This is a genomic window from Ilumatobacter sp., from assembly GCF_965215205.1.
Classification (GTDB): domain Bacteria; phylum Actinomycetota; class Acidimicrobiia; order Acidimicrobiales; family Ilumatobacteraceae; genus Ilumatobacter_A.
The window spans coordinates 2090897-2109686 of record NZ_OZ244049.1; the positions used below are offsets into that span (position 1 = coordinate 2090897).

General features: G+C 65.9%; 20 protein-coding genes and 1 pseudogene. 12 read left to right on the top strand and 9 right to left on the bottom strand.

The window, feature by feature from the left end; genetic code table 11:
* Positions 1-6: 6 nt before the first annotated feature.
* The gene (locus tag ACOOHC_RS09795; RefSeq protein ID WP_420450222.1) at positions 7-789 is read right to left on the bottom strand and encodes a class II aldolase/adducin family protein; all 783 of its coding nucleotides are present in this window, start codon (positions 787-789) and stop codon (positions 7-9) included.
* Between the two features lie 75 nt (positions 790-864).
* Between ACOOHC_RS09795 and ACOOHC_RS09800 the strand changes: the two genes are divergently transcribed.
* Positions 865-2715: a gamma-glutamyltransferase family protein gene (locus ACOOHC_RS09800; RefSeq protein ID WP_420450223.1), complete on the top strand. Its 1851-nt coding sequence runs from the start codon at positions 865-867 to the stop codon at positions 2713-2715.
* Here the strand turns inward: ACOOHC_RS09800 and ACOOHC_RS09805 are convergent.
* From ACOOHC_RS09805 to ACOOHC_RS09835, 7 genes are all read right to left on the bottom strand, one after another.
* Complete coding sequence (locus ACOOHC_RS09805) at positions 2697-3275, bottom strand: TetR-like C-terminal domain-containing protein (protein ID WP_420450224.1); 579 nt, start codon at positions 3273-3275, stop codon at positions 2697-2699. The two genes, ACOOHC_RS09800 and ACOOHC_RS09805, sit on opposite strands and share 19 nt — an antisense overlap.
* Before the next feature lie 147 nt (positions 3276-3422).
* Positions 3423-4214: an alpha/beta fold hydrolase gene (locus ACOOHC_RS09810; protein ID WP_420450225.1), complete on the bottom strand. Its 792-nt coding sequence runs from the start codon at positions 4212-4214 to the stop codon at positions 3423-3425.
* A complete protein-coding gene (locus ACOOHC_RS09815; protein ID WP_420450226.1) occupies positions 4211-4615 on the bottom strand; it encodes a VOC family protein in 405 nt (134 codons plus the stop codon). Before ACOOHC_RS09815 ends, ACOOHC_RS09810 begins: the two co-directional genes overlap by 4 nt.
* Positions 4616-4644: 29 nt before the next feature.
* Entirely contained in the window at positions 4645-6282 is a 1638-nt protein-coding gene (locus ACOOHC_RS09820; protein WP_420450227.1) for an FAD-dependent monooxygenase, read from the bottom strand.
* A 59-nt stretch (positions 6283-6341) separates the two neighbouring features.
* Positions 6342-7235, bottom strand: a complete 894-nt coding sequence (locus tag ACOOHC_RS09825; protein ID WP_420450228.1) for an ABC transporter permease — start codon at positions 7233-7235, stop codon at positions 6342-6344.
* Positions 7228-8178 (bottom strand): ABC transporter permease, encoded by a 951-nt coding sequence (locus ACOOHC_RS09830; RefSeq protein WP_420450229.1) that lies wholly within the window; start codon positions 8176-8178, stop codon positions 7228-7230. Before ACOOHC_RS09830 ends, ACOOHC_RS09825 begins: the two co-directional genes overlap by 8 nt.
* The gene (locus ACOOHC_RS09835; RefSeq protein ID WP_420450230.1) at positions 8175-9875 is read right to left on the bottom strand and encodes an ABC transporter substrate-binding protein; all 1701 of its coding nucleotides are present in this window, start codon (positions 9873-9875) and stop codon (positions 8175-8177) included. Before ACOOHC_RS09835 ends, ACOOHC_RS09830 begins: the two co-directional genes overlap by 4 nt.
* Before the next feature lie 275 nt (positions 9876-10150).
* Here ACOOHC_RS09835 and ACOOHC_RS09840 point away from each other — a divergent pair, with 275 nt between their 5' ends.
* From ACOOHC_RS09840 to ACOOHC_RS09865, 6 genes and pseudogenes are all read left to right on the top strand, one after another.
* Positions 10151-11113 (top strand): ABC transporter ATP-binding protein, encoded by a 963-nt coding sequence (locus ACOOHC_RS09840; protein ID WP_420450231.1) that lies wholly within the window; start codon positions 10151-10153, stop codon positions 11111-11113.
* Between the two features lies 1 nt (position 11114).
* Positions 11115-12053: an ABC transporter ATP-binding protein gene (locus ACOOHC_RS09845; protein ID WP_420450232.1), complete on the top strand. Its 939-nt coding sequence runs from the start codon at positions 11115-11117 to the stop codon at positions 12051-12053.
* 82 nt (positions 12054-12135) lie between these two features.
* Complete coding sequence (locus tag ACOOHC_RS09850; protein WP_420450233.1) at positions 12136-12870, top strand: sulfite exporter TauE/SafE family protein; 735 nt, start codon at positions 12136-12138, stop codon at positions 12868-12870.
* A 393-nt stretch (positions 12871-13263) separates the two neighbouring features.
* Entirely contained in the window at positions 13264-13803 is a 540-nt protein-coding gene (locus ACOOHC_RS09855; RefSeq protein WP_420450234.1) for a nuclear transport factor 2 family protein, read from the top strand.
* Positions 13804-13833: 30 nt separating this feature from the next.
* On the top strand, positions 13834-14592 hold the full coding sequence (locus ACOOHC_RS09860) for a TetR/AcrR family transcriptional regulator (RefSeq protein WP_420450235.1): 759 nt from the start codon (positions 13834-13836) through the stop codon (positions 14590-14592).
* A gap of 1 nt (position 14593) precedes the next feature.
* Positions 14594-14743: pseudogene (locus tag ACOOHC_RS09865) on the top strand (zinc-binding alcohol dehydrogenase family protein); the annotation flags it as partial.
* Positions 14744-14816: 73 nt separating this feature from the next.
* On the opposite strand, the gene ACOOHC_RS09870 reads toward ACOOHC_RS09865, so the two are convergent.
* Complete coding sequence (locus tag ACOOHC_RS09870) at positions 14817-15293, bottom strand: MarR family winged helix-turn-helix transcriptional regulator (RefSeq protein ID WP_420450236.1); 477 nt, start codon at positions 15291-15293, stop codon at positions 14817-14819.
* Between the two features lie 120 nt (positions 15294-15413).
* Here ACOOHC_RS09870 and ACOOHC_RS09875 point away from each other — a divergent pair, with 120 nt between their 5' ends.
* From ACOOHC_RS09875 to ACOOHC_RS09895, 5 genes are all read left to right on the top strand, one after another.
* On the top strand, positions 15414-15980 hold the full coding sequence (locus ACOOHC_RS09875) for a YceI family protein (RefSeq protein WP_420450237.1): 567 nt from the start codon (positions 15414-15416) through the stop codon (positions 15978-15980).
* Positions 15981-16030: 50 nt separating this feature from the next.
* Positions 16031-16543 carry a VOC family protein gene (locus ACOOHC_RS09880; protein WP_420450238.1) on the top strand — a complete coding sequence of 171 codons (513 nt, stop codon included), beginning with the start codon at positions 16031-16033 and terminating at the stop codon, positions 16541-16543.
* A gap of 20 nt (positions 16544-16563) precedes the next feature.
* Positions 16564-17166 (top strand): alpha/beta hydrolase, encoded by a 603-nt coding sequence (locus ACOOHC_RS09885; RefSeq protein ID WP_420450239.1) that lies wholly within the window; start codon positions 16564-16566, stop codon positions 17164-17166.
* Positions 17163-17411, top strand: a complete 249-nt coding sequence (locus ACOOHC_RS09890; RefSeq protein WP_420450240.1) for a hypothetical protein — start codon at positions 17163-17165, stop codon at positions 17409-17411. Before ACOOHC_RS09885 ends, ACOOHC_RS09890 begins: the two co-directional genes overlap by 4 nt.
* 74 nt (positions 17412-17485) lie before the next feature.
* Entirely contained in the window at positions 17486-18784 is a 1299-nt protein-coding gene (locus tag ACOOHC_RS09895; protein ID WP_420450218.1) for an ISL3 family transposase, read from the top strand.
* The last annotated feature ends 6 nt before the right edge of the window (positions 18785-18790 follow it).

Consider the following 18790-nt stretch of genomic DNA (forward strand, 5'->3'; position numbering starts at 1 on the left):
AGCGCCTCACGATGCGAACGTCGGGTCGAGCCGCTCGACACGACGCAGCAGCGACGGCCAGACCAGATTGGCTCGCTCGCCTCGCGTGACCGTCTTCGCCTGCTCCGCCGCGGTGTCGATGATCGACTGGTCGATCATGGTGAGATGGTCGGCGCCGTCGGCCGACGATCCCGTCGCGGCGACCTGGATCGCACACGACTTCTGGAAGAAGTACATCGCTTGCCAGGCATCGGCCACCGACCTGCCCACGGTGAGCAGACCGTGGTTGCGCAACATCAAGTAGGTGTTGTCGGCGAAGTTCGACGTGAGCCGTTGCTTCTCGTCCTCGCGTAGCGCCACGCCTTCGTAGTCGTGATAAGCGATGCTCGAGAGCACGAAGATCGAGTGTTGCGAGATCGGCAACACGCCGTGCGTTTGCGCTCCGACGGCAACTCCTTCGGTGGTGTGGAGATGAATCACACACTGCACGTCCTCGCGAGCTTCGTGAACGGCACTGTGGATCGTGAGCCCTGCGGGATTGATGTCGTGCGCGGTGTCGTCCAGGATCCGTCCGGCGAGATCGATCTTGACCAGGTTCGATGCCTTGATCTCGTCGAAGAGTAGCCCGTAGGGGTTGATGAGGAGGTGTTCGGTGTCGGGGATCCGCGCCGTCATGTGCGTGAAGATCAGATCGTCCCACCCGAACATCGCCGCCAGCCGGTAGGCGGCGGCGAGATCGACTCGGGTGGTGCGTTCGGCGTCCGACATCGACAGTGGGTCCTGTGCGTGGCGGTCGTGGGTGATGGTCATGGAACCTCCTCGGTCAACGACAAACTAACGCAAGTCAAATTGCGTTAGCAAGCTCAAGTCTTCTACGGTGTCGGCGTGTTCACGACTCGACCGGAAATCGTTGGAACGTTCGGGGTGGCGTCGTCCACGCACTGGATCGCCTCACAGAGCGCGATGGGAATCCTCGAACGTGGAGGCAATGCCGCCGACGCCGCCGTGGCGGCCGGACTGGTCCTGCACGTCGTCGAGCCGCATCTGTGCGGACCCGGCGGCGAGGTCCCGATCATGGTGTGGGACGAGACCCGTCGCCGGAGTCGTGTCATCGACGGACAGGGCTGGGCCCCCGCACTTGCTGATCGTGAGACATTCAGGTCGCTCGGCCTCGACCTCGTGCCCGGCACCGGGCTCTTGGGCGCAGCGGTGCCGGGCGCGGTGCCGGCCTGGTTGACCCTGCTGGCCGAGTACGGGGCGATGGGCATCGACGAAGTGTTCGAACCGGCCATCCGGTACGCCTCGTCCGGCTGTCCCGCTCCGACACGACTGGTCCAGGCGTTGCACGCCGTACGAGAGCTGTTCGAGGTCCACTGGCCGTCGTCGGCGGCCACGTGGATCCCCGGTGGGCGGATCCCTCGACCCGGCGAGCTGTTCCGCCTGCCCGCACTCGCCGCGACCTATCGCAGATTGGTGAGCGAGGCATGTGACAGCTCGGAGTCTCGGGTCGGTCGGATCGAGGAGGCGATCAGCATCTGGCAGACGGGCTTCGTCGCTCGCTCCATCGACGAGTTCAGTCGGTCGACCGTGGTCTACGACAGCTCGGGCGGCCGCCACGGCGGCCTGCTGCGCTACGACGACATCGCAGAGTGGACGGTCACACAACACGAACCGGTCAGCGTCGACTTCGGCCGGTATCGGGTCGAGAAGGGTGACTTCGGTGGCCCTGGCCCGATGATGCTGCAGCAGTTGTCGGTGCTCGCACATGCGGACCTGTCGAGCCACGATCCGACCGGTGCGCAGTTCGTCCACCGGATCGCCGAAGCCGCCAAGCTGGCCTTCGCCGATCGCCTCGGATGGTACGGACGCTCCACGCACGCCGACGCCGACGCTCAGGCGGCGTTGCTGTCCGACGCCTACGGGCGGAGCCGGTGGGAGCTCATCCGAAACCGACGCGCCAGTGACCAGTTGGAGCCCGGGTCGCCGACCGGACGTGACCCGCAGATCGCCGACCTCGACGCTTCGCGGCGGACGCTCGCCGAAGCAGACGTCCGCTTCGGGGTCGGTGAGCCGACGTTCGCCGACCTCGTCGAGACCGCCACCGCGGAGATCGACGCCTCGGAGATCAACGACGTCTTCGTGGGCGACACGTGCCACGTCGACGTGATCGACAGCGCCGGCAACATGGTCGCGGCCACACCCTCGGGAGGATGGTTGTCGTCGAGCCCGACCATCCCGGATCTCGGATTCGCACTGGGCACGAGGCTGCAGGCGACCTGGCTGCAAGACGGGCTTGCAGCATCGCTCGAACCGAGAGTGTCGCCGCTCCACACGCTGACGACATCGCTGGCATTCCACGACGACGAGCCCTACATGGTGTTCGGCACGCCCGGCGGCGACCAGCAGGATCAGTGGGCGACGTCGTTCTTCCTGCGTCATGTCGTCCACGGCCTCGATCTGCAGGAGGCCATCGACGCCCCCTCGTGGCACGTCACCCACTACCCCAGTTCGTTCTGGCCACGAGCCACCAGCACTGGTGAGTTGACGGTGGAGTCACGCTTCGACGACGAGGTCGTCGCCGAGCTCGAGGGCCTCGGCCACGAGGTGACCGTCGGCGGGCCGTGGAGCGAGGGCCGGCTGTCGGCCGCGTCGCGACAACGTGGCGCCGACGGGACGTTCACGTTTCGCGCCGCCGCCAATCCCAGAGGGATGCAGGGTTACGCGGTGGGTCGATGAACCGTGGACTTCGTGGAGCGCCAAGCGTCGGGCACCGGGTGGCCGACCGTGCGGAGTGCGACCTCGACCAGTGAGCGGGCGGCGTCCTCGGGGTCGAGGGTCTTGCCGCTGAACAGCACCTTGAAATACAGCGAGCCGGAGTGGTTCTCGAGCGCCTCGATCACCGGCGCGTCCGCAGCCAGTTCTCCGCGGTCGATCGCTCGATCGAATGGCGCACGGACGTCGATCCATCGGCGGGCCCAGTAGTTCCGAAGACCTTCCGGATCGGTGGTCAGCCACCCCCGGATGAGCACGTTGCCGGTGGGAGAACCGATGAACGCGATCGCCTGGCGCGTGAACACGAGCAGGTCGGTCGGGAGCGAACCGGTATCAACTCCGGGCATCTGCGACTCGGCAATCTCCAATGCGACTTCGAGTTCCAGATTCGTCAGGTCCCCCCAGCGTCGATAGATGGTCGACGGTGCGACGTCGGCGCGTTCGGCGACGTTCGAGACGTTGATGGCGGATCGGTCCCCGTCGATGAGGAGTTGGCGCATCACATTGTGGACGCGTTGTGTCACGTGAGCCGAGCGTCCGCCGAGTCGACGACGAGGTGTGGTGCTTTCGGTGGTGTCGGTACTCATCGATCCCTTCGGAGGTCCGGACGTCGGCTCCGAACGATAGCGAGCAGATGTGGGTCTGGCGCCGCGCACCGGGCCGCGCACCGGTTAGGCAGCTCCGACGAAGTCGGTGACGAGGCGAGCGACGAGCGCCGGGTCCTGCTGCGTTCCCGAGTGGCCGATCCCGTCGAGAACCTCGACCTCTGCGTGAGCGATAAGTGTTGCGAGATGACGGCCGACATCGGGAGGGATCAACGGGTCTTCACTTCCGGCGACGACGAGGGTGCGAGCGGAGATGTCGCTTGCGGCGCCATGGTGGGTGCCGGCCGCTGCGGTCCGTCGTGCGGCGCGCTCGGGGTCGCCGGACATGGAGAGCATCTCGGCGCGTGTGTCGGGGTGCGCCTCGAGATGGGCTGCGGGAACGAAGAACTCGGCCAGCTCGTTCGCCGATGCCGGCATGCGGCTCTGGATGTCGAGGAGGCGGGCGAGTCCGGCGGGGTTGACGTCGAGGAGCGAATCCGGCATCGGCCAGGTGGCCATGAGCACCAGGCGGTCGACGAGATGGGGGTGTCGGAGCGCGAACGCCTGGGCGACCCGCCCGCCGAACGACGTGCCGAAGAGGTGGGTGCGTTCGATGTCCAGTTCGGCGAGGAGAGCCGCCGCATCGTCGGCGAGCGTCGCCACGTCGTAGGGATCTGCGGGGTTGGTGGTCTCGCCGCTGTCGCGCTGGTCGACGTTGAGGACCCGCAGCGACGTCGACAGTTCGGCGGCGAAGCGGTCGAGCATCCGCCGCCCACCCTGCAGTCCGTGGAACAGGATGATCGCGTCGCCGTGGCCGTTGTCGCTGCCGACGTCGTCGTACCCGACGGTGACGCCGATCCCCAGGTCCTGCGTGGTCACGAGGCTGACGGCGCGGTGGGAAAGGTGAGTTCGATGCGGATGTTCAGAGGGTCGCGCACGAACACCTGCCACAGGTCGCGTTCGGGCACCGGAGCCTGTTCGTAATCGATCGACAGGTCGTCAAGATGTTGCAGCGTGCGTTGCAGGTCCGAACCGCTGAACGCCAAGTGTTCGAGCGGGCCGGTCGTGGCGGGCGGCTGGTCCTCACGCAGCGCCGCAAGATGCACGATCGGCTGGTCGTCGGCGTACAACCAGTTCCCGTCGAAGCCGAAGTCGGGGCGAGAGCCGTCGACGAGGCCGAGGACGGACGTGTAGAAATCGCGGAGGCTTTCGAGATCCTCGGTGCGACAGGTGATGGTGTAGTGGTTGAGTCCGGTGACGTGTTGCATGGTGCGGTTCACTTTCGTTCGGTGGTCGTTCAGTGGTTCTTTCAGTGGTTCGACAGTCGCAAGACGCTGCCGAGGGTGTCGATGAGTTCGGTCGTCGGGTCCGATGGCGTCCACGGCATCCGGAACGCAACGTGGCCATCGGGTCGCACGAGGACCGCGCCGTTGAGTCCCATGTGGATGCCGTCTCGCTCGTCGGCGCGTTCGAGTTGACGGACCTCGATGTTCACGCCGCACGTCTTCGACGCCTGTGGCGCTGCTTCCTTCCAGTCGTCGGCGTTCGGACCGACCACCAGCACGAAGTCGCGGTCGAACCAGTCGATCGTCGATCGGGTGTAGGCGAGGTCGAGCCAGAGGTGCGGGAAACGGCCGCCGGGTCGATCCGACGGTTCGTAGAAGCGTGGCCGGTGCGCGACCTTGATGGTGCCGTCGGGGACGAGGGCGCCGTCGTCGTAGCTGAACCCCAGACCCTGTCCGGCGCTGTGGAGGTGGTTCTCGGTGTCCTTGATCCAGAACCGGATCTGGTCGGGATTGCGCGCCGCGAACGCATGGTCGGTCTCGATGAAGCGCATGAAGTTCCCGAAACTGAAGTCGGCATTCGACTCCGCAACCGGGCGGCGTTCGGTGTCGTAGGTGTCGAGCAGCGCAGGCTCGGCGCGACCGGACAGCACGAACGCGAGCTTCCACGCCAGGTTGTGGGCGTCCTGGATGCCCGAGTTCATCCCGAACCCACCGTTGGGTGGGAACCGGTGAGCGGCGTCACCGACGAGGAACACCCGTCCCTTCTTGAAGGTCTTCGCGACCTGGCGCGACATCCGCCACACGCTGCGGTTGATGACGGACACGTCGAGGTCGGCGATGCCGGTGTAGTGGCGAGCATGGTCGATGACGGTCTCGTCGGACCACGGAGCGACCCGGGCGTCGGGGTCGGCGTCGGGGATCCCCATGAGGGTGAGCCACTTGTCGCGTCCGTTGGTGTTCAGGATCGACGCCGACGGGACGTCCCCGATCGTGGACATCACCCGGTACCCGGCGACCGACGACGAACGGGGCACGTGCGACAGGTCGCCCTGCCAGTAGTCGTTGGCGACCGTTGCGAGTTGTGACGGCCCGTTCATCGAGATGTCGAGTTGGCGACGAACCGGGCTGCCGGCGCCATCGGCGGCGATCACGTACTTCGCCCGCCAGCGGGTCACGTCACCCGTCGAGGTGGACCTTGCCGTGACGACGACGCCGTCGCCGTCGTCGGAGAGCTCGACGAACTCGGTGGAGAACAAGATCTCGCCGCCGACGAACGTGGTCGAGAGTCGAAACAACTCCTCCTCCACGACGTCCTGGGAGCAGATGCACTTCCACGCAGGAGTCTGTCCGATGTCCTCTTCGGGTCGGGTCCGGCCGAACTCGTGGCCGGTGACGCTCTCGACGAAGGCGAACACGTCGGCGTCGTCGGCGATGCCACGCCGTCGCACCGCGTCCTCGACGCCCCACTGCCGGAACAGTTCCATCGTGCGCGGCCACGTCCCGCGTGCCTTGGGATGCGTCGTCGTCGTCTCCGACTTCTCGATCAGGACGTACTTCAGCCCGAATCGTTCCATCAGAACGGCCGACGACAGCCCGACGGGGCCGCCACCGACGATGACGACGTCGACGTCTCGGGTCTCGCTGTGCGGGGTGTCGGTCATCGTGAGCCTTTCATGGCGTTGTGCAGCGGTGTGGTCCGGCGCCGGATCGAGGTGGGTCGTCAGTCGGCCGGGCCAACGGACAACCCCTTGCTGATGTGGTCGCTCAGCGTGTTGAGCGACACGATGGTGATGAACAACGCAGCCGATGGCAGCAGCGCCATCCACCACGCATCGTCGAGGTTGGGCGCGCCTTCGGCGATCATGAAGCCCCACGTCGGATTCGGGAGCGAGACGCTCTGGCCGAGGAACGCAAGTGCGCCTTCGGCGATGATCAAGAGGGCCACCCCGAGGACCGTGAACGACAGCGTGGCCGGTGCGACATTGGGGAGGATCTCCGACAGGATCACCTGACGTCGATTCGATCCGCTCATCCGTGCCGCCGTGACGAACTCGCGTGTCGACCACTGCAGCGTGAGCGCTCGAACGAGGCGGGCCGTGGGAGCGATCGACAGCAGTGTCAGGGCCAACACGACCTGCGGCGCGCCGTTGCCGAGGAAGCTGGTGATCGCCAAGGCGAGGATCAACGCCGGGATCGACAGCAGGATCTCGACGACCGTGGAGATCGCCGAGTCGGCGAATCCGCGCACGTAGCCCGCGATTAGGCCGAGGGTCCCACCGATGCCGAGCCCGCACACGACCGCCGACCCGGCGAGGATCAGCGAGAGCCGAGCGCCGTAGATCGAACGGGCGAACACGTCACGTCCCAGGCGGTCGGTGCCGAACCAGTGATCCCAGCTCGGCGCCTGACGCGGGGCGTCGACGATCTCATCGAAGTCCGACACGAACGGGAGCACGTCGGCGAGCGCGGCGAGCGCGACGAGCAGCACGAACCAACCGCACGCCAGCGCGAACAGCGTCGGTCGCCGGCGGCGACGCGGGGGAGGGGGTGCTCCGCCACCGGCCGCCGCGGCGGCCTCGACCATCGGCGAGACGGGGGCCGCGGTGTCAGCCATGTCGGACCCGCGGGTCGAACACCCCGTAGATGACGTCGATTGCCAACGTCGCGACGACGAAGACGAGTGCGAAGACGATGACGGCTCCCTGGACGGTCTGGAAGTCCCGACTGACGATCGCGTCGACGGTCAAGCTGCCCATCCCCGGAATCGAGAAGATGCGTTCGACGATGACGGTCGCTCCGATCAGCGCTCCGATGTTGACCCCGGCGATCGTGATCAGTGAGAACATCGACGACGGGAGCACGTGTCGCACGAGCAGTCGTCGTTCGGTGATCCCCTTGGAACGGGCGACGGTGACGAAATCGGACCGCATCGTCGAGGCGACGTCGGCGCGCAGGAGTCGCATGTACACAGCGAGTTGCGGGCCGGCCAAGGTGAGGACGGGGAGTGCGACCGAGCGGAGATGCTCGACCGGGTCCTCGAAGATGCTGTGTTCGCTGTACAACGCCGGCAACCAACCGAGCCGGACGGCGAAGATGGCGACGAAGACGATGCCGAGCACGTAGTTCGGTATCGCCTGCACGAGGGTGACCGCCGTCGAGGCGCTCCTGTCGAACCGGGAGGCCTCGCGACTTCCGGCTCGCAATCCGAGTGGGATCGCGATGACCAGAGCGACGATCATCGAGTACGCCATGAGCATCGCCGACGTCCCGAGGCGGGCACCGATCAGTGACGTCACCGATGAATTGAAGAAGAACGAATCGCCGAGGTCGCCTCGGACGAGATTCGAGACCCACACGGCGAACTGTGTGGGAATCGACTCGTCGAGGCGCAGTTCTGAACGGACCGCCTCGATCTGCTCGGCGTTGGCCGATCGGCCGGCGACGTTCACCGCCGCGTCTCCGGGGAGGAGACGCAGCAGCACGAACGTCAGCGCCGTCACGAAGAGCAGGACCAAGGGGAGGCGGGCGAGTCGTCCGAGAAGATCCTGACGTGTCACGCCTCCCACCACAGTGAGGCGACGGGGATCACTCCGGGAGTCTCCTGGCTGACGAGCATCGGCGATCCTGCCGGAGTGACGTCGGACTCGAGGCCGGTGAGGTCGGGATCCGAGGCCAGCGCCCACGTCGTCCACTGCGTGGGAACCATCCAACACTGCTCGGCCATCCGGCGGTTGGCGTCCTGGGCGATCTGCTCCTTCTCGGCCGGGTCGTCGGTCTGGCGGTTCGCGTCGAGCAGCACATCGAGTTCGGGGTCACGAAGTCGCCCGAAGTTGAACGACGGGCTCCCGGCCGGTGCGGCGACCGACGAGTGCCATGCGATGTACTGCTCGTCGAGGGCGTAGCCGCCGTGGAAGCGGAAGCTGATGACCTCGAATTCGTCCGCTCCGAAGATGGCGTCGTTGATCATGGTGCCGATGTCGACTTCGCGGATCTCGACGTCGATGCCGGCGTCCTGCCATGTCTGTTGGACCAACTGCGCCTGCGTGCGAGCGGAGGAATCGTTGGCGATGGTGTAGGTGAGCGACAGCGGTCCGTTCTCGGCTTCGTAGTCCGCGACGAGTTGGGCGGCGACGTCGGGCTCGTATCCGGCGTTGCCGTTGTCGTCCAGGTGGCCGGGCTGTCCGGGAGAGAACGGGCCGTTCGCGACCTCGAGCGCTCCGAATGCGACGACGTCGGAGATCTGTGCGGTGTCCGTCGCCGCGACGAGTGCGCAGCGCACGTCGCGGTTGTTCAGCGGGGAGTCTTCCTGACCGCTGTGGAGGAGCAGATAGAAGGTCTCGCCGCCTGCGGTCTGTTCGAGCGAGGACACGGAGTCGTCGTCGCGGAAGTCGAGGATGGTCTCGCCGTCGTCGACCATTGCGATGTCGATGTCGCCTGCTCGAAGCGCATTGGCTCGAGCGAGCCCGTCGTCGATCGGTCGGAACTCCACTTCGTCCAGGTAGGGCAAGGGCTCTCCGTCGGTGCCGTCGCGCCAGTAGTCCTCGTTGCGAGTTCCGACATAGGACTCGCCGGGCGTGTAGGAATCGAACACGAACGGGCCGGTGCCGACCGGTTGGGCGCCCACGGAGGGATCGGCGTCGGCCGCAGCCAGCCATGTCGGCGATCCGATGATGCCGATGATGGTCGTGAGCTGTGCGTCGAAGTCCGACCACGGTCGTGACATGGTCACCTCGACCGTGGTGTCGTCGACGGCGACGATGGCGGGGACATCGTCGATCTTCTCGACGTCAAGCAGGCGCAGCCCGCCGGTCGGCGACGCCGATTGACGGAGCAGATTGTCGACGACGGCATCGGCGTCGAACGGCGTCCCGTCGTGGAAGGTGAGGCCGGTGCGGGTCGTGATCGTCCACGTCGTGAAGTCGTCGGTCGGCTCGATCGACTCGGCGAGGTACGGCTCGATCTCGCCGTCCGCATTGCGAACGGCGAGCGGTTCGAGCACCGAACGCAACACCGTTCCGCACGACACTGCGCACTGGACGGCGGACGGCACCCAGGCATCCTGGGTCTCGCCTTCGAGACCCACGACCAGGCGACCACCGCGTACGGGCTCCCCAGCCGTCGCCAGCGTTGTGGCCGATGGATCCGTGGAGTCGGCGGAGATCGCAGGCTCGACAGGACTTTCACTGTTGGTAGGTGAGGCGGCGTCGTCGGACGACCCGCATGCAGAGGCGGCGAGCGCTGCGACTGCAACCAACCCTGCGATGGTGTGACCCCGAGTACTGAGAGTGGACATGTTTCCCCCGAATGGTTCGATCGCGGCATCGCGGATTCGACACCGTAACGCAATAGCAGTGGCATTATGGATCTTCACGGAAGGTTGCGCAAGGGCCGATTGCCAACAAGCAGTGTCGTACACGGTGAATTCAGTCTTGAAGTCGTAATGTTAAAGCGATTAGGATTGCGTGAATGCAGCGAACCGGTCGCAACGTGAACCTCAACGGGGACGGTTCGATCCTGCGGCTTGCGGACGTGTCGGTCGACATCGCAACGGCGCGTGGGGTGGTGCGCGTCGTCGATCACGTCGACCTCGCGCTTCGGCCGGGGTGCACCCTCGGCGTGGTCGGCGAGTCGGGATCGGGAAAGTCGATGCTGCTCCGTGCGATTCTCGGGCTGCACCCCGACAACGTCGAGGTGAGCGGTTCCGTGCAGTATCGAGGCCAAGAACTCGTCGGAGCACCGATCGGGCTGCGCCGACAGCTGTGGGCGAACGAGATGGCGGTGGTCTTCCAGGACCCGATGACCTCGCTCAACCCGGTGCAGCGCATCGGGAATCAGGTCGAAGAACCACTCGTCGTGCACACGACGATGAACCGCAGGGAACGCCGACGGCGCGTCGACGAGCTGCTCGAACAGTTGGGCATCGTCGATCCGCCACGTTGCCGTCGAAGCTACCCCCATCAGCTGTCGGGCGGGATGAGGCAGCGAATCGCCATCGCCATCGCGTTGATTCGGGACCCGTCCGTGGTACTGGCCGACGAACCGACCACCGCACTCGACGTCACCGTGCAGGCGCAGATCCTCGAACTGCTGGCACGACAGCGACGCAGCAGCGAACTCGCCATGGTCATCGTGTCTCACGACCTCGGCGTCATCGCCGACATCGCCGACGACGTCGCGGTGATGTACGCGGGTCAGCTGGTGGAACACGGCTCGGCACACACCTTGCTCGAACGACCGCGAATGCGCTACACGGCTGCACTGCTCGCCAGTCGGCCGTCCTTGACCGGCGATCGTGGCCGTCGTCTCGACACCATCGCAGGTCGCCCGCCTTCGCCGTCGGAGACGTCGTCGGGTTGCAGATTCGCTCCGCGGTGCCGTCATGGCGACGAGGCGTGTGAGGCGGTGCCGGCCTTGACGGTGTTGCCGGGCGACGAACATCACCGGGTGCGATGCTGGCACCCGATCTCAACGACGGGAGCCGAGAATGAGTGACGTGACAGGCTCGGTCCTTTCGCCCGCCGTGTCCGCTCGCAACCTGACCGTCACCTACGGGCGAGGAAAGAACGCCGTCACGGCGGTCGACTCCATCTCATTCGACGTGGAGCGCGGGCAGGTCCTCGGCCTCGTCGGTGAATCGGGGAGCGGGAAGTCGACCGTGGCGAACGCCCTGATGGGCATCATCCCGTCGCAGGCCGACCATCTCTCGGTCCTCGACCTGTCGCCGACCCAAGCCACGAACACGTTGCAGGCGGCCTACTGGTCGCAGGTGCAGATGATCTTCCAGGATCCGATCTCATCGCTCAACCCGCGACGAACGGTCGCCGAGAGCGTGGAACTCCCGCTAAAGCGCCACGACGTCGGCGAAGAAGGTGACAGGCGCGCCCGTGTGAATGAACTGTTGGAACTGGTCGGACTCGACCCACTGGTCCACGGCGACAAACGCCCGGCCCAACTCTCCGGAGGGCAGTGCCAACGCGTCGCGATCGCGCGCGCCATGGCGCTGACGCCCGACGTGCTCCTGTGCGACGAAGCGGTCTCGGCGCTCGACGTGTCGGTCCAGGCGCAGATCCTGAATCTGTTGGCCAACCTGCGCGACCAATTCGAACTCACCATGATCTTCATCTCCCACGACCTCGCCGTCGTACGAGCGGTCAGCGACCGGGTGCTCGTGATGTACCACGGCGCGGTGTGCGAGGAGGCGCCGGTCGACGACATCTTCGAACGACCTGCCCACCCGTACACCCGACTACTCCTCGACTCGATCCCCGGCGAAGCAGGACGCGCCACGCCCCTTCCGGTCGAGCGGGCAGAGATCGGCGGTTGCGTCTTCCGACATCGTTGTCCCGAAGCGATCGAGCAGTGCCAGGACGCTCCCGCGCTGGAGCCGCTCGCACACTCGGACGAACACATCGTCGCGTGCCATCTCCGCTGACGTTCGCAACCGTCGACGTGACCGAATCACGCCCATCCGGGCGCTCGCTGCCGCCCACGGTCCGCCACACCGAGCGTCTCGCTTGACCATCTGGACCTTCGTGCTGCTCCTCGTGGGCGGTGTCTTCGCAGGCGGCATCAATGCCATGGCGGGCGGCGGATCGATCCTGACGGTGCCCCTGCTCGTCGTCGCCGGAGTACCCGGCGCGGCGGCGAACGGCTCGAACCGGGTCGGAGTCCTCACGTCGAATCTGTCCTCGGCAGCGGCGTTCCGACGCTTGGGCGTGGACGGCCTCGGCCACGTGACATCGATCCTGATTCCTGTGATCGGTGGCTCGCTGGTCGGTTCGATCGGTATCAGCCGACTCGCCGACGAACAGTTCGAGACCGCATTCGGGCTGTTGATGATCCCGCTGATCATCCTGTCGTTGAAGAAACCGAACGTCGACACGCAGCGCCCCCCGTGGACGCGCACGACCACCGTCGTCGTGTTCTTCGCGATCGGGATCTATGGTGGCGCATTCCAGGCCGGGGTCGGCCTCGTCCTGCTCGCAGCACTCGGACGTGCCGGGTACGACCTGGTGACGGCCAACCACATCAAGGTCGTCATCACGCTGACCGTCACGGCCATCGCACTTCCCGTGTTCATCGCTGCCGGACAGATCCGGTGGCTCCCCGCCCTGGTCCTCGCTGTCGGCTTCAGTCTCGGAGGATGGTTTGGAGCGAGGCTCGCCGTGGCCGGCGGAGACCGCCTGATCCGAGGCGTGATGTTCGTGTGCGCCCTCGTGCTCGCAGGCCGACTGCTCGGTCTGTACTGAGCCAGATGCGTCGCCGGCGGGCCGGTACGATCCTGCCGGGACGACTCGACGGAGTTCCGCCTCGACGACGAGTGGCTGCTCGCAGAAACCGATCGGACCGGGCTGTACGAATCGTGAGTACCTCGATCGCGGGTCTTGGGAGCGATACAGCAGCGACGGTGTGGAGCGGTCGACGGACCCCACGCGGATGAATGCCAGACCGTCGAACATCTTGCGTTCTGTCACCGCGGGACGGTCGCCCATCTCGCTCCGGATGCGGTCGGCGATGTCGGTGCGACGCTTGTCACGACGAGACTCGTCGAGCGTGCACTTTCTTCCTGTATAGTTACAGCTGTAAAGTACCTTCGTGGAGGCCCGTCCGGGCCCGAACGAAGCCAACGAAAGGAAACAGACATGTTCACGAAAGCACTCATCCGCAATACGGCGATTGCCGTCGTGGTCGCCGCAGGCGTCGTCGGGGCCGTCGTCTTCGCTGTGAGCCGCGGCGACACCGAGCCAGCCCAGGCGTCGGACAAACCGTCCGCCGAGGAGTCAGCGATCCCCGCCCCGGTGGTCGAGTGGGCCGACGCTTGGAACAATGGTGATCCCGAGCAACTCGGCGCCCTGTACACCGATGATGCGACGTACACCGATCACGCCTTCGACGCGAGCTTCACGGGAGCCGGGGGAGTGGTCGAATGGGCCACGATCACGGCGAGCAGCATCGAGAACCTGAACGTCGAACTGGTCAGCGCGACGACCGATGGCCAGGAGATCGAGGTCCAGTGGATCTTCTCCGGCTCGATCGCTGGCGCGCCCGAATCGTTCTCTGTCGACGCTCGGACGGTCCACGCGATCGACGGCGATCTGATCGCGCAGACCGACGACTACTACTCGTTGCCCGACGTGCTCGAACAGTCGGGGCTGCCGGCCGACATCGATCTCACCAGCTGAGCTTCTGCAGGAGGACACCATCGAGCATTGGTGTCTCCGTCGGCGTGGACGTCGATCAACGCCGACGGGGACCATGCTCGACTGCCCGGGTTCGTGGTAAATTTCGCAGAAATGGCGCCTTCCAGCACGTCCGATCCTCCTCGGAACGAGAAGCGGAACAAGCGTGGTGAAGGGGGGCTCCTGAAACGAGACATCATGGCCGCTGCCGCCGAACTGCTTGAGCACTCGAGCCCGAAGGACTCCCTGACACTTCGGGGCATCGCCCGCCTCGCCGGTGTCTCGGCTCCGGCCATCTATCTCCACTTCGACACCGTCGGAGACATCCTGCTCGCGGTGACACGCGAGGCGTTCGAGGATCTGGGTCGGCAACTCCGGACTGCCCGAGAGTCTGCTGCGTCCGATCCGGCCGAACGGATTCGGGCCGTGAGTCGTGCGTATCTGGACTATGCCGAAACGGAGACCGCCCGCTACCGATTGATGTTCGGCGGTCAGTGGTGGGCGGTCGATGATGTAGAGGTCGGCGACGTCTCCGAGAGCGACCTCACCGACCTCGGTCAGGACACGTTGGACGTGCTGACCGAGTGCTTCACCGAGCTGGCATCGGTCGGCGGTCGCACCGCCGAGGCGTGCGACCCGCGCACCGCCTCGATCTCACTGTGGCTCGGTCTACACGGCTTGGCCGATCAGCGCTCGGGCAGCCCGTTCTTCCCGTGGCCGCCCGACATCGTCGACGTCCTCATCGAACGGCTCGCCGACGTCGAGCCACCGGGACCAGCGCAACGGGGCTGAGTCGTTCGGCACTGCGGACGATTGCCTCTTCGAACTCGGTCGCCTCCGACAGGGTGAGACCGTGCTCGTTCAGGCCGGAGCCGGCTGGGTCGGGCTCGCTGCGATCCAGGTGGCGAAGCGCGCCGGCGCCACCGTGATGACCAACGGCAGCCAGGAATTTCATGTCAGCGCAATCGGGCATTTCACCCAGATGAGCTGACCCGAATCGAACGGTTCGGCGCGGCTCAGGTGTCGGGGGCGTCGTCGAGATTGTCGAGGATGCGTTCGCACACGGTGGCGAACACCTCGAGTTCGTGTTCGTCGAGATGATCGACGAAGGCGTCGCGGACCGCTTCGAGGTGGCCCGGTGCGGCCGCCTCGATGGCGGCGGTACCGGCAGGGGTGATCCCGACGAAGGCGCCGCGGCGATCTGAGGGGCACTTGCGCTTCTCGACGAGGCCGCGCGACTCCATGCGCGTCACGTGATGCGAGAGCCGACTCTTCTCCCATCCGAGATCGCGCACGAGTTCGAACTGGCGCACCTGCCCGTCGGCGCGATCCGTGAGTTCGATCAGCACGATGTAGTCCTGATAGGAGAGCGGCGAATCCGCAGACAGGCGCCCGCCGATCTCGGCGTCGAGCCGCATCTGCATGAACTGCAGTCCGCGCCACGCCCGCTCCTCAAGTGGCGAGAGCCATGGGACGTCGTCGGTACCGCTCATTGCCTCCCACCCTACGCCGCGTCGGAGATCTTGGAAAGTGGTTGACGTTTCAACATGCCTCCGCTAGTGTTGTTGAAACATCAACCAACCGGTCGATCCGACCGCAACGAAGGAGTCATCATGAGCACCACCGAAACCACCGTCACCACCCCCGCCGCTGGCACGTACAACATCGATCCGACGCACAGCCGGATCGGCTTCGCCGTCCGCCACGCAATGATCAGCAAGGTCCGCGGCTCGTTCAACGAGTTCGCCGGGTCCGGCCACTTCGACCTGAACGATCCGTCGAGCATCGAACTCTCCCTCGAGATCGACGTCGCCAGCCTCGACACCCGCAACGCCGACCGCGACGGCCACGTCCTCTCCGCCGACTTCCTCGACGCCGAGCAGTTCCCGAAGATCACCTTCGCCTCGACCTCCGTGCGGCGCAACGGCGACGACTTCACCGTCGTCGGTGACCTGACGGTCAAAGACATCACCCGTCCCGTGGAGATCGAGTTCGAGTACGGCGGTGCCGCCACCGACCTCTACGGAATGAAGCGGATCGGCTTCGACGGTTCGACCACCATCAGCCGAGAAGAGTTCGGCGTCACGTTCAACGCACCGTTGGAGACCGGCGGCGTCATCGTCGGCGACAAGGTCACCCTCGAGTTCGAGGTGTCCGCCGTGCTCGCCGATCAGGCCTGACCCCACATCACCACCACCCCCTCGACCGACCCCCAACGAAGGACTCGACCATGAGCTTCTCACCCGTCCGCATCAACCACGCCGTATTGTTCGTCTCCGACCTCAACCGGTCGGTGACGTTCTACACGGAAACGTTCGGAATGCAGATCGTGACCCGTGAGCCCGGTGCCAACGCTGCTTTCCTGCGTCTGCCCCGTTCCGGCAACCATCACGATCTCGGGTTGTTCGGGGTCGGTCGACAGGGCGGACCCAAACAACGCGGCGCAATCGGCCTCTACCACCTCGCATGGCAAGTCGACACGATCGACGAACTCGTCGAGGCACGCGACGTCCTGGCGAAGGCAGGCGCACTCGGTGGGATGTCGAGCCACGGCGCCACGAAGAGCGTCTACGGCGCCGACCCCGACGGCATCGAATTCGAGATCATGTGGATGCTGCCCCGCGCCGACTGGGGCGAGATGGAACACACCGCAACCGTGGAGGCGATCGACCTCGCCGCCGAACAGCGTCGCTGGACCGGTCGTCGCACGGCGGCCGAATTGTCGAAGCCGGCGGAGCGATGAACGCAGCTCACACTGCACCGGTGCTGGTGCGACGAACGGCGAAACAGCAGCACGAATCAAGCCACCCACTCGTCGTCCTCCTGCACGGCCGAGGCGCCGACGAGACGTCGATGATCCCGCTCACCGAACTCGTCCCTGCGGCGTGGGATTGGGTGACCGTGCGAGGACCGATCGACCTCGGCGGATCGTTCACCTGGTTCGACAACCGCGGCATCGGCCGACCCGACCCAGCCTCGCTCGAGCAGTCGATCGCGTGGTTCCGGTCATGGCTCGACGACGAAGCTGACGGCCGCGAGGTCGTACTGGTCGGCTTCAGCGGGGGAGCGGCGTTCGCCAGCGCCGTCGTGCTCGACGATCCGAGAGCGATCTCTGCGATGGCGCTGCTGCACGGCGTCGTGGCCGGCGAGCACGTTTCCGGGCGCCTGGAATCCACACCGGTCTTCCTCGCTCGTTCGACGAACGATCAAGTCCTCCCAATCGATCTCGCTCGCGAGGGACGCGACTATCTCGCAGACGAGTCCGGTGCCGACCTCACCGAGGTCGTCACCGACACCGGCCACACCATCGACGCGGGCACCGCTCGATCGTTCGGCACCTGGCTTGCGGAGCGGAGCGTGCGATGAGCGCTGATGGCACTGATGACACCACCCGGCGTCGCTTCGAGATCGGAGCCTTCACGTTCGGCGAATTGACCGCAGCGCCCGGTTCGTCGGCGCCGGCCGACCCGTCGGTCCGGCTGCGCGAGTTCATCGCGCTCGCCGAACTCGCCGATCAGGCCGGTCTCGACGTGTTCGGCGTCGGCGAGCACCATCGCCACGACTTCGCCATTGCGGGCTCTTCGCGCTTGAGCGTGGTGGTGGTTTCTTGAGCATCCACTGTTGAGGTCCCGTGGCCTCGCAAGTCTTGCGGTCTTCCACAACTGCGAGACGAGGAGACCACGGGATGATTGAAGGTAGCAACGCGGACGCGCTGCTCGGGCTGATTGGTGTGCGGATCTGCGCTGTCGAGGTCGGCGTCGAGGTGACGATCACGATCGAGACAACCAACGACCGGGTCGGGTGCCGCTCGTGCGGAGTGATCGCGAAAGCGCACGGCCGTCGGCGTGTCAGGGTGCGCGATCTGGCGACGTGGGGACGAGCGACGGTGCTCGTTTGGGTGAAGCGGATCTGGCGCTGCCGCGAGCCGCTGTGTGCGACGGTGACGTGGACCGAGACCCTCGACGCGATCGCGTCTCGGGCGTCGCTGACCGAGCGGGCCGGGTTCGAGATCTGTCGCCGGGTCGGCGAGGACGGCGACTCGGTCGCGGCGGTCGGCCGCGACTTCGGTGTCGGCTGGGCGTGCGCGATGAACGCCGTCAACGTGCACGGCCGACGCCTCGTCAACGACCCCGATCGAATCGGCCATGTCACCAAGCTCGGCCTGGACGAGACAGCGTTCCAGCGGCCATCGAAGCATCGCGGTCACACGAGCTACATCACTGGTTTCGTCGACCTCGCCCGACCGCGACTCCTCGACGTCGTGTTGGACCGGACCGGTGCTGCTGTTGATTCCTGGCTCGCACAACAACCCGCTGGTTGGCTGGCCGGGATCGACCAGGTCGCTCTCGATCCGCACCGCGGTTACGCCAACGGGCTCACCGCGACCTTGCCCGACGTGGTCGTCGTTGTCGACCGGTTCCATGCTGTCGGGCTCGCCAACCGCGCTGTTGACGACGTGCGCAGACGGGTGCAACAAGACACCCTCGGGCACCGAGGCCGCACCGGTGATCCGCTCTACGGCATTCGCCGACTGTTGCTACGCGGCTACGAACGCCTCACCGAACGCCAGCTCGAACGCGTCGAGGCGGGACTGGTCGGTGACCGCTACGGCGAGGTCGGAGCAGCCTGGCTGGGCAAGGAACTCGTTCGGGAGATCTACACCGCCGGCACCCTCGCTGAGGCCCGCCAACGACTCCACGTCTTCTACACGTTCGTGGCTGACGCCGAGGTCGGCGAACTCGTCCGCCTCGCCAAGACAATCAGTTCGTGGGAGACCGAGATCCTCGCGTTCCACACCACCGGCGGACTCTCCAACGGGCCGACCGAGGGCATCAACTTGCTGATCAAGAAGATCAAACGAGTCGGCCACGGCTTCGCCAGCTTCGACAACTACCGACTCCGCCTCTTGCTCCACGCAGGCGTCGACTGGCACACTCACCCCACCGCACGACTGCGAAGCCACCCACCACGCTCAGCCGCGTAGAGCCCC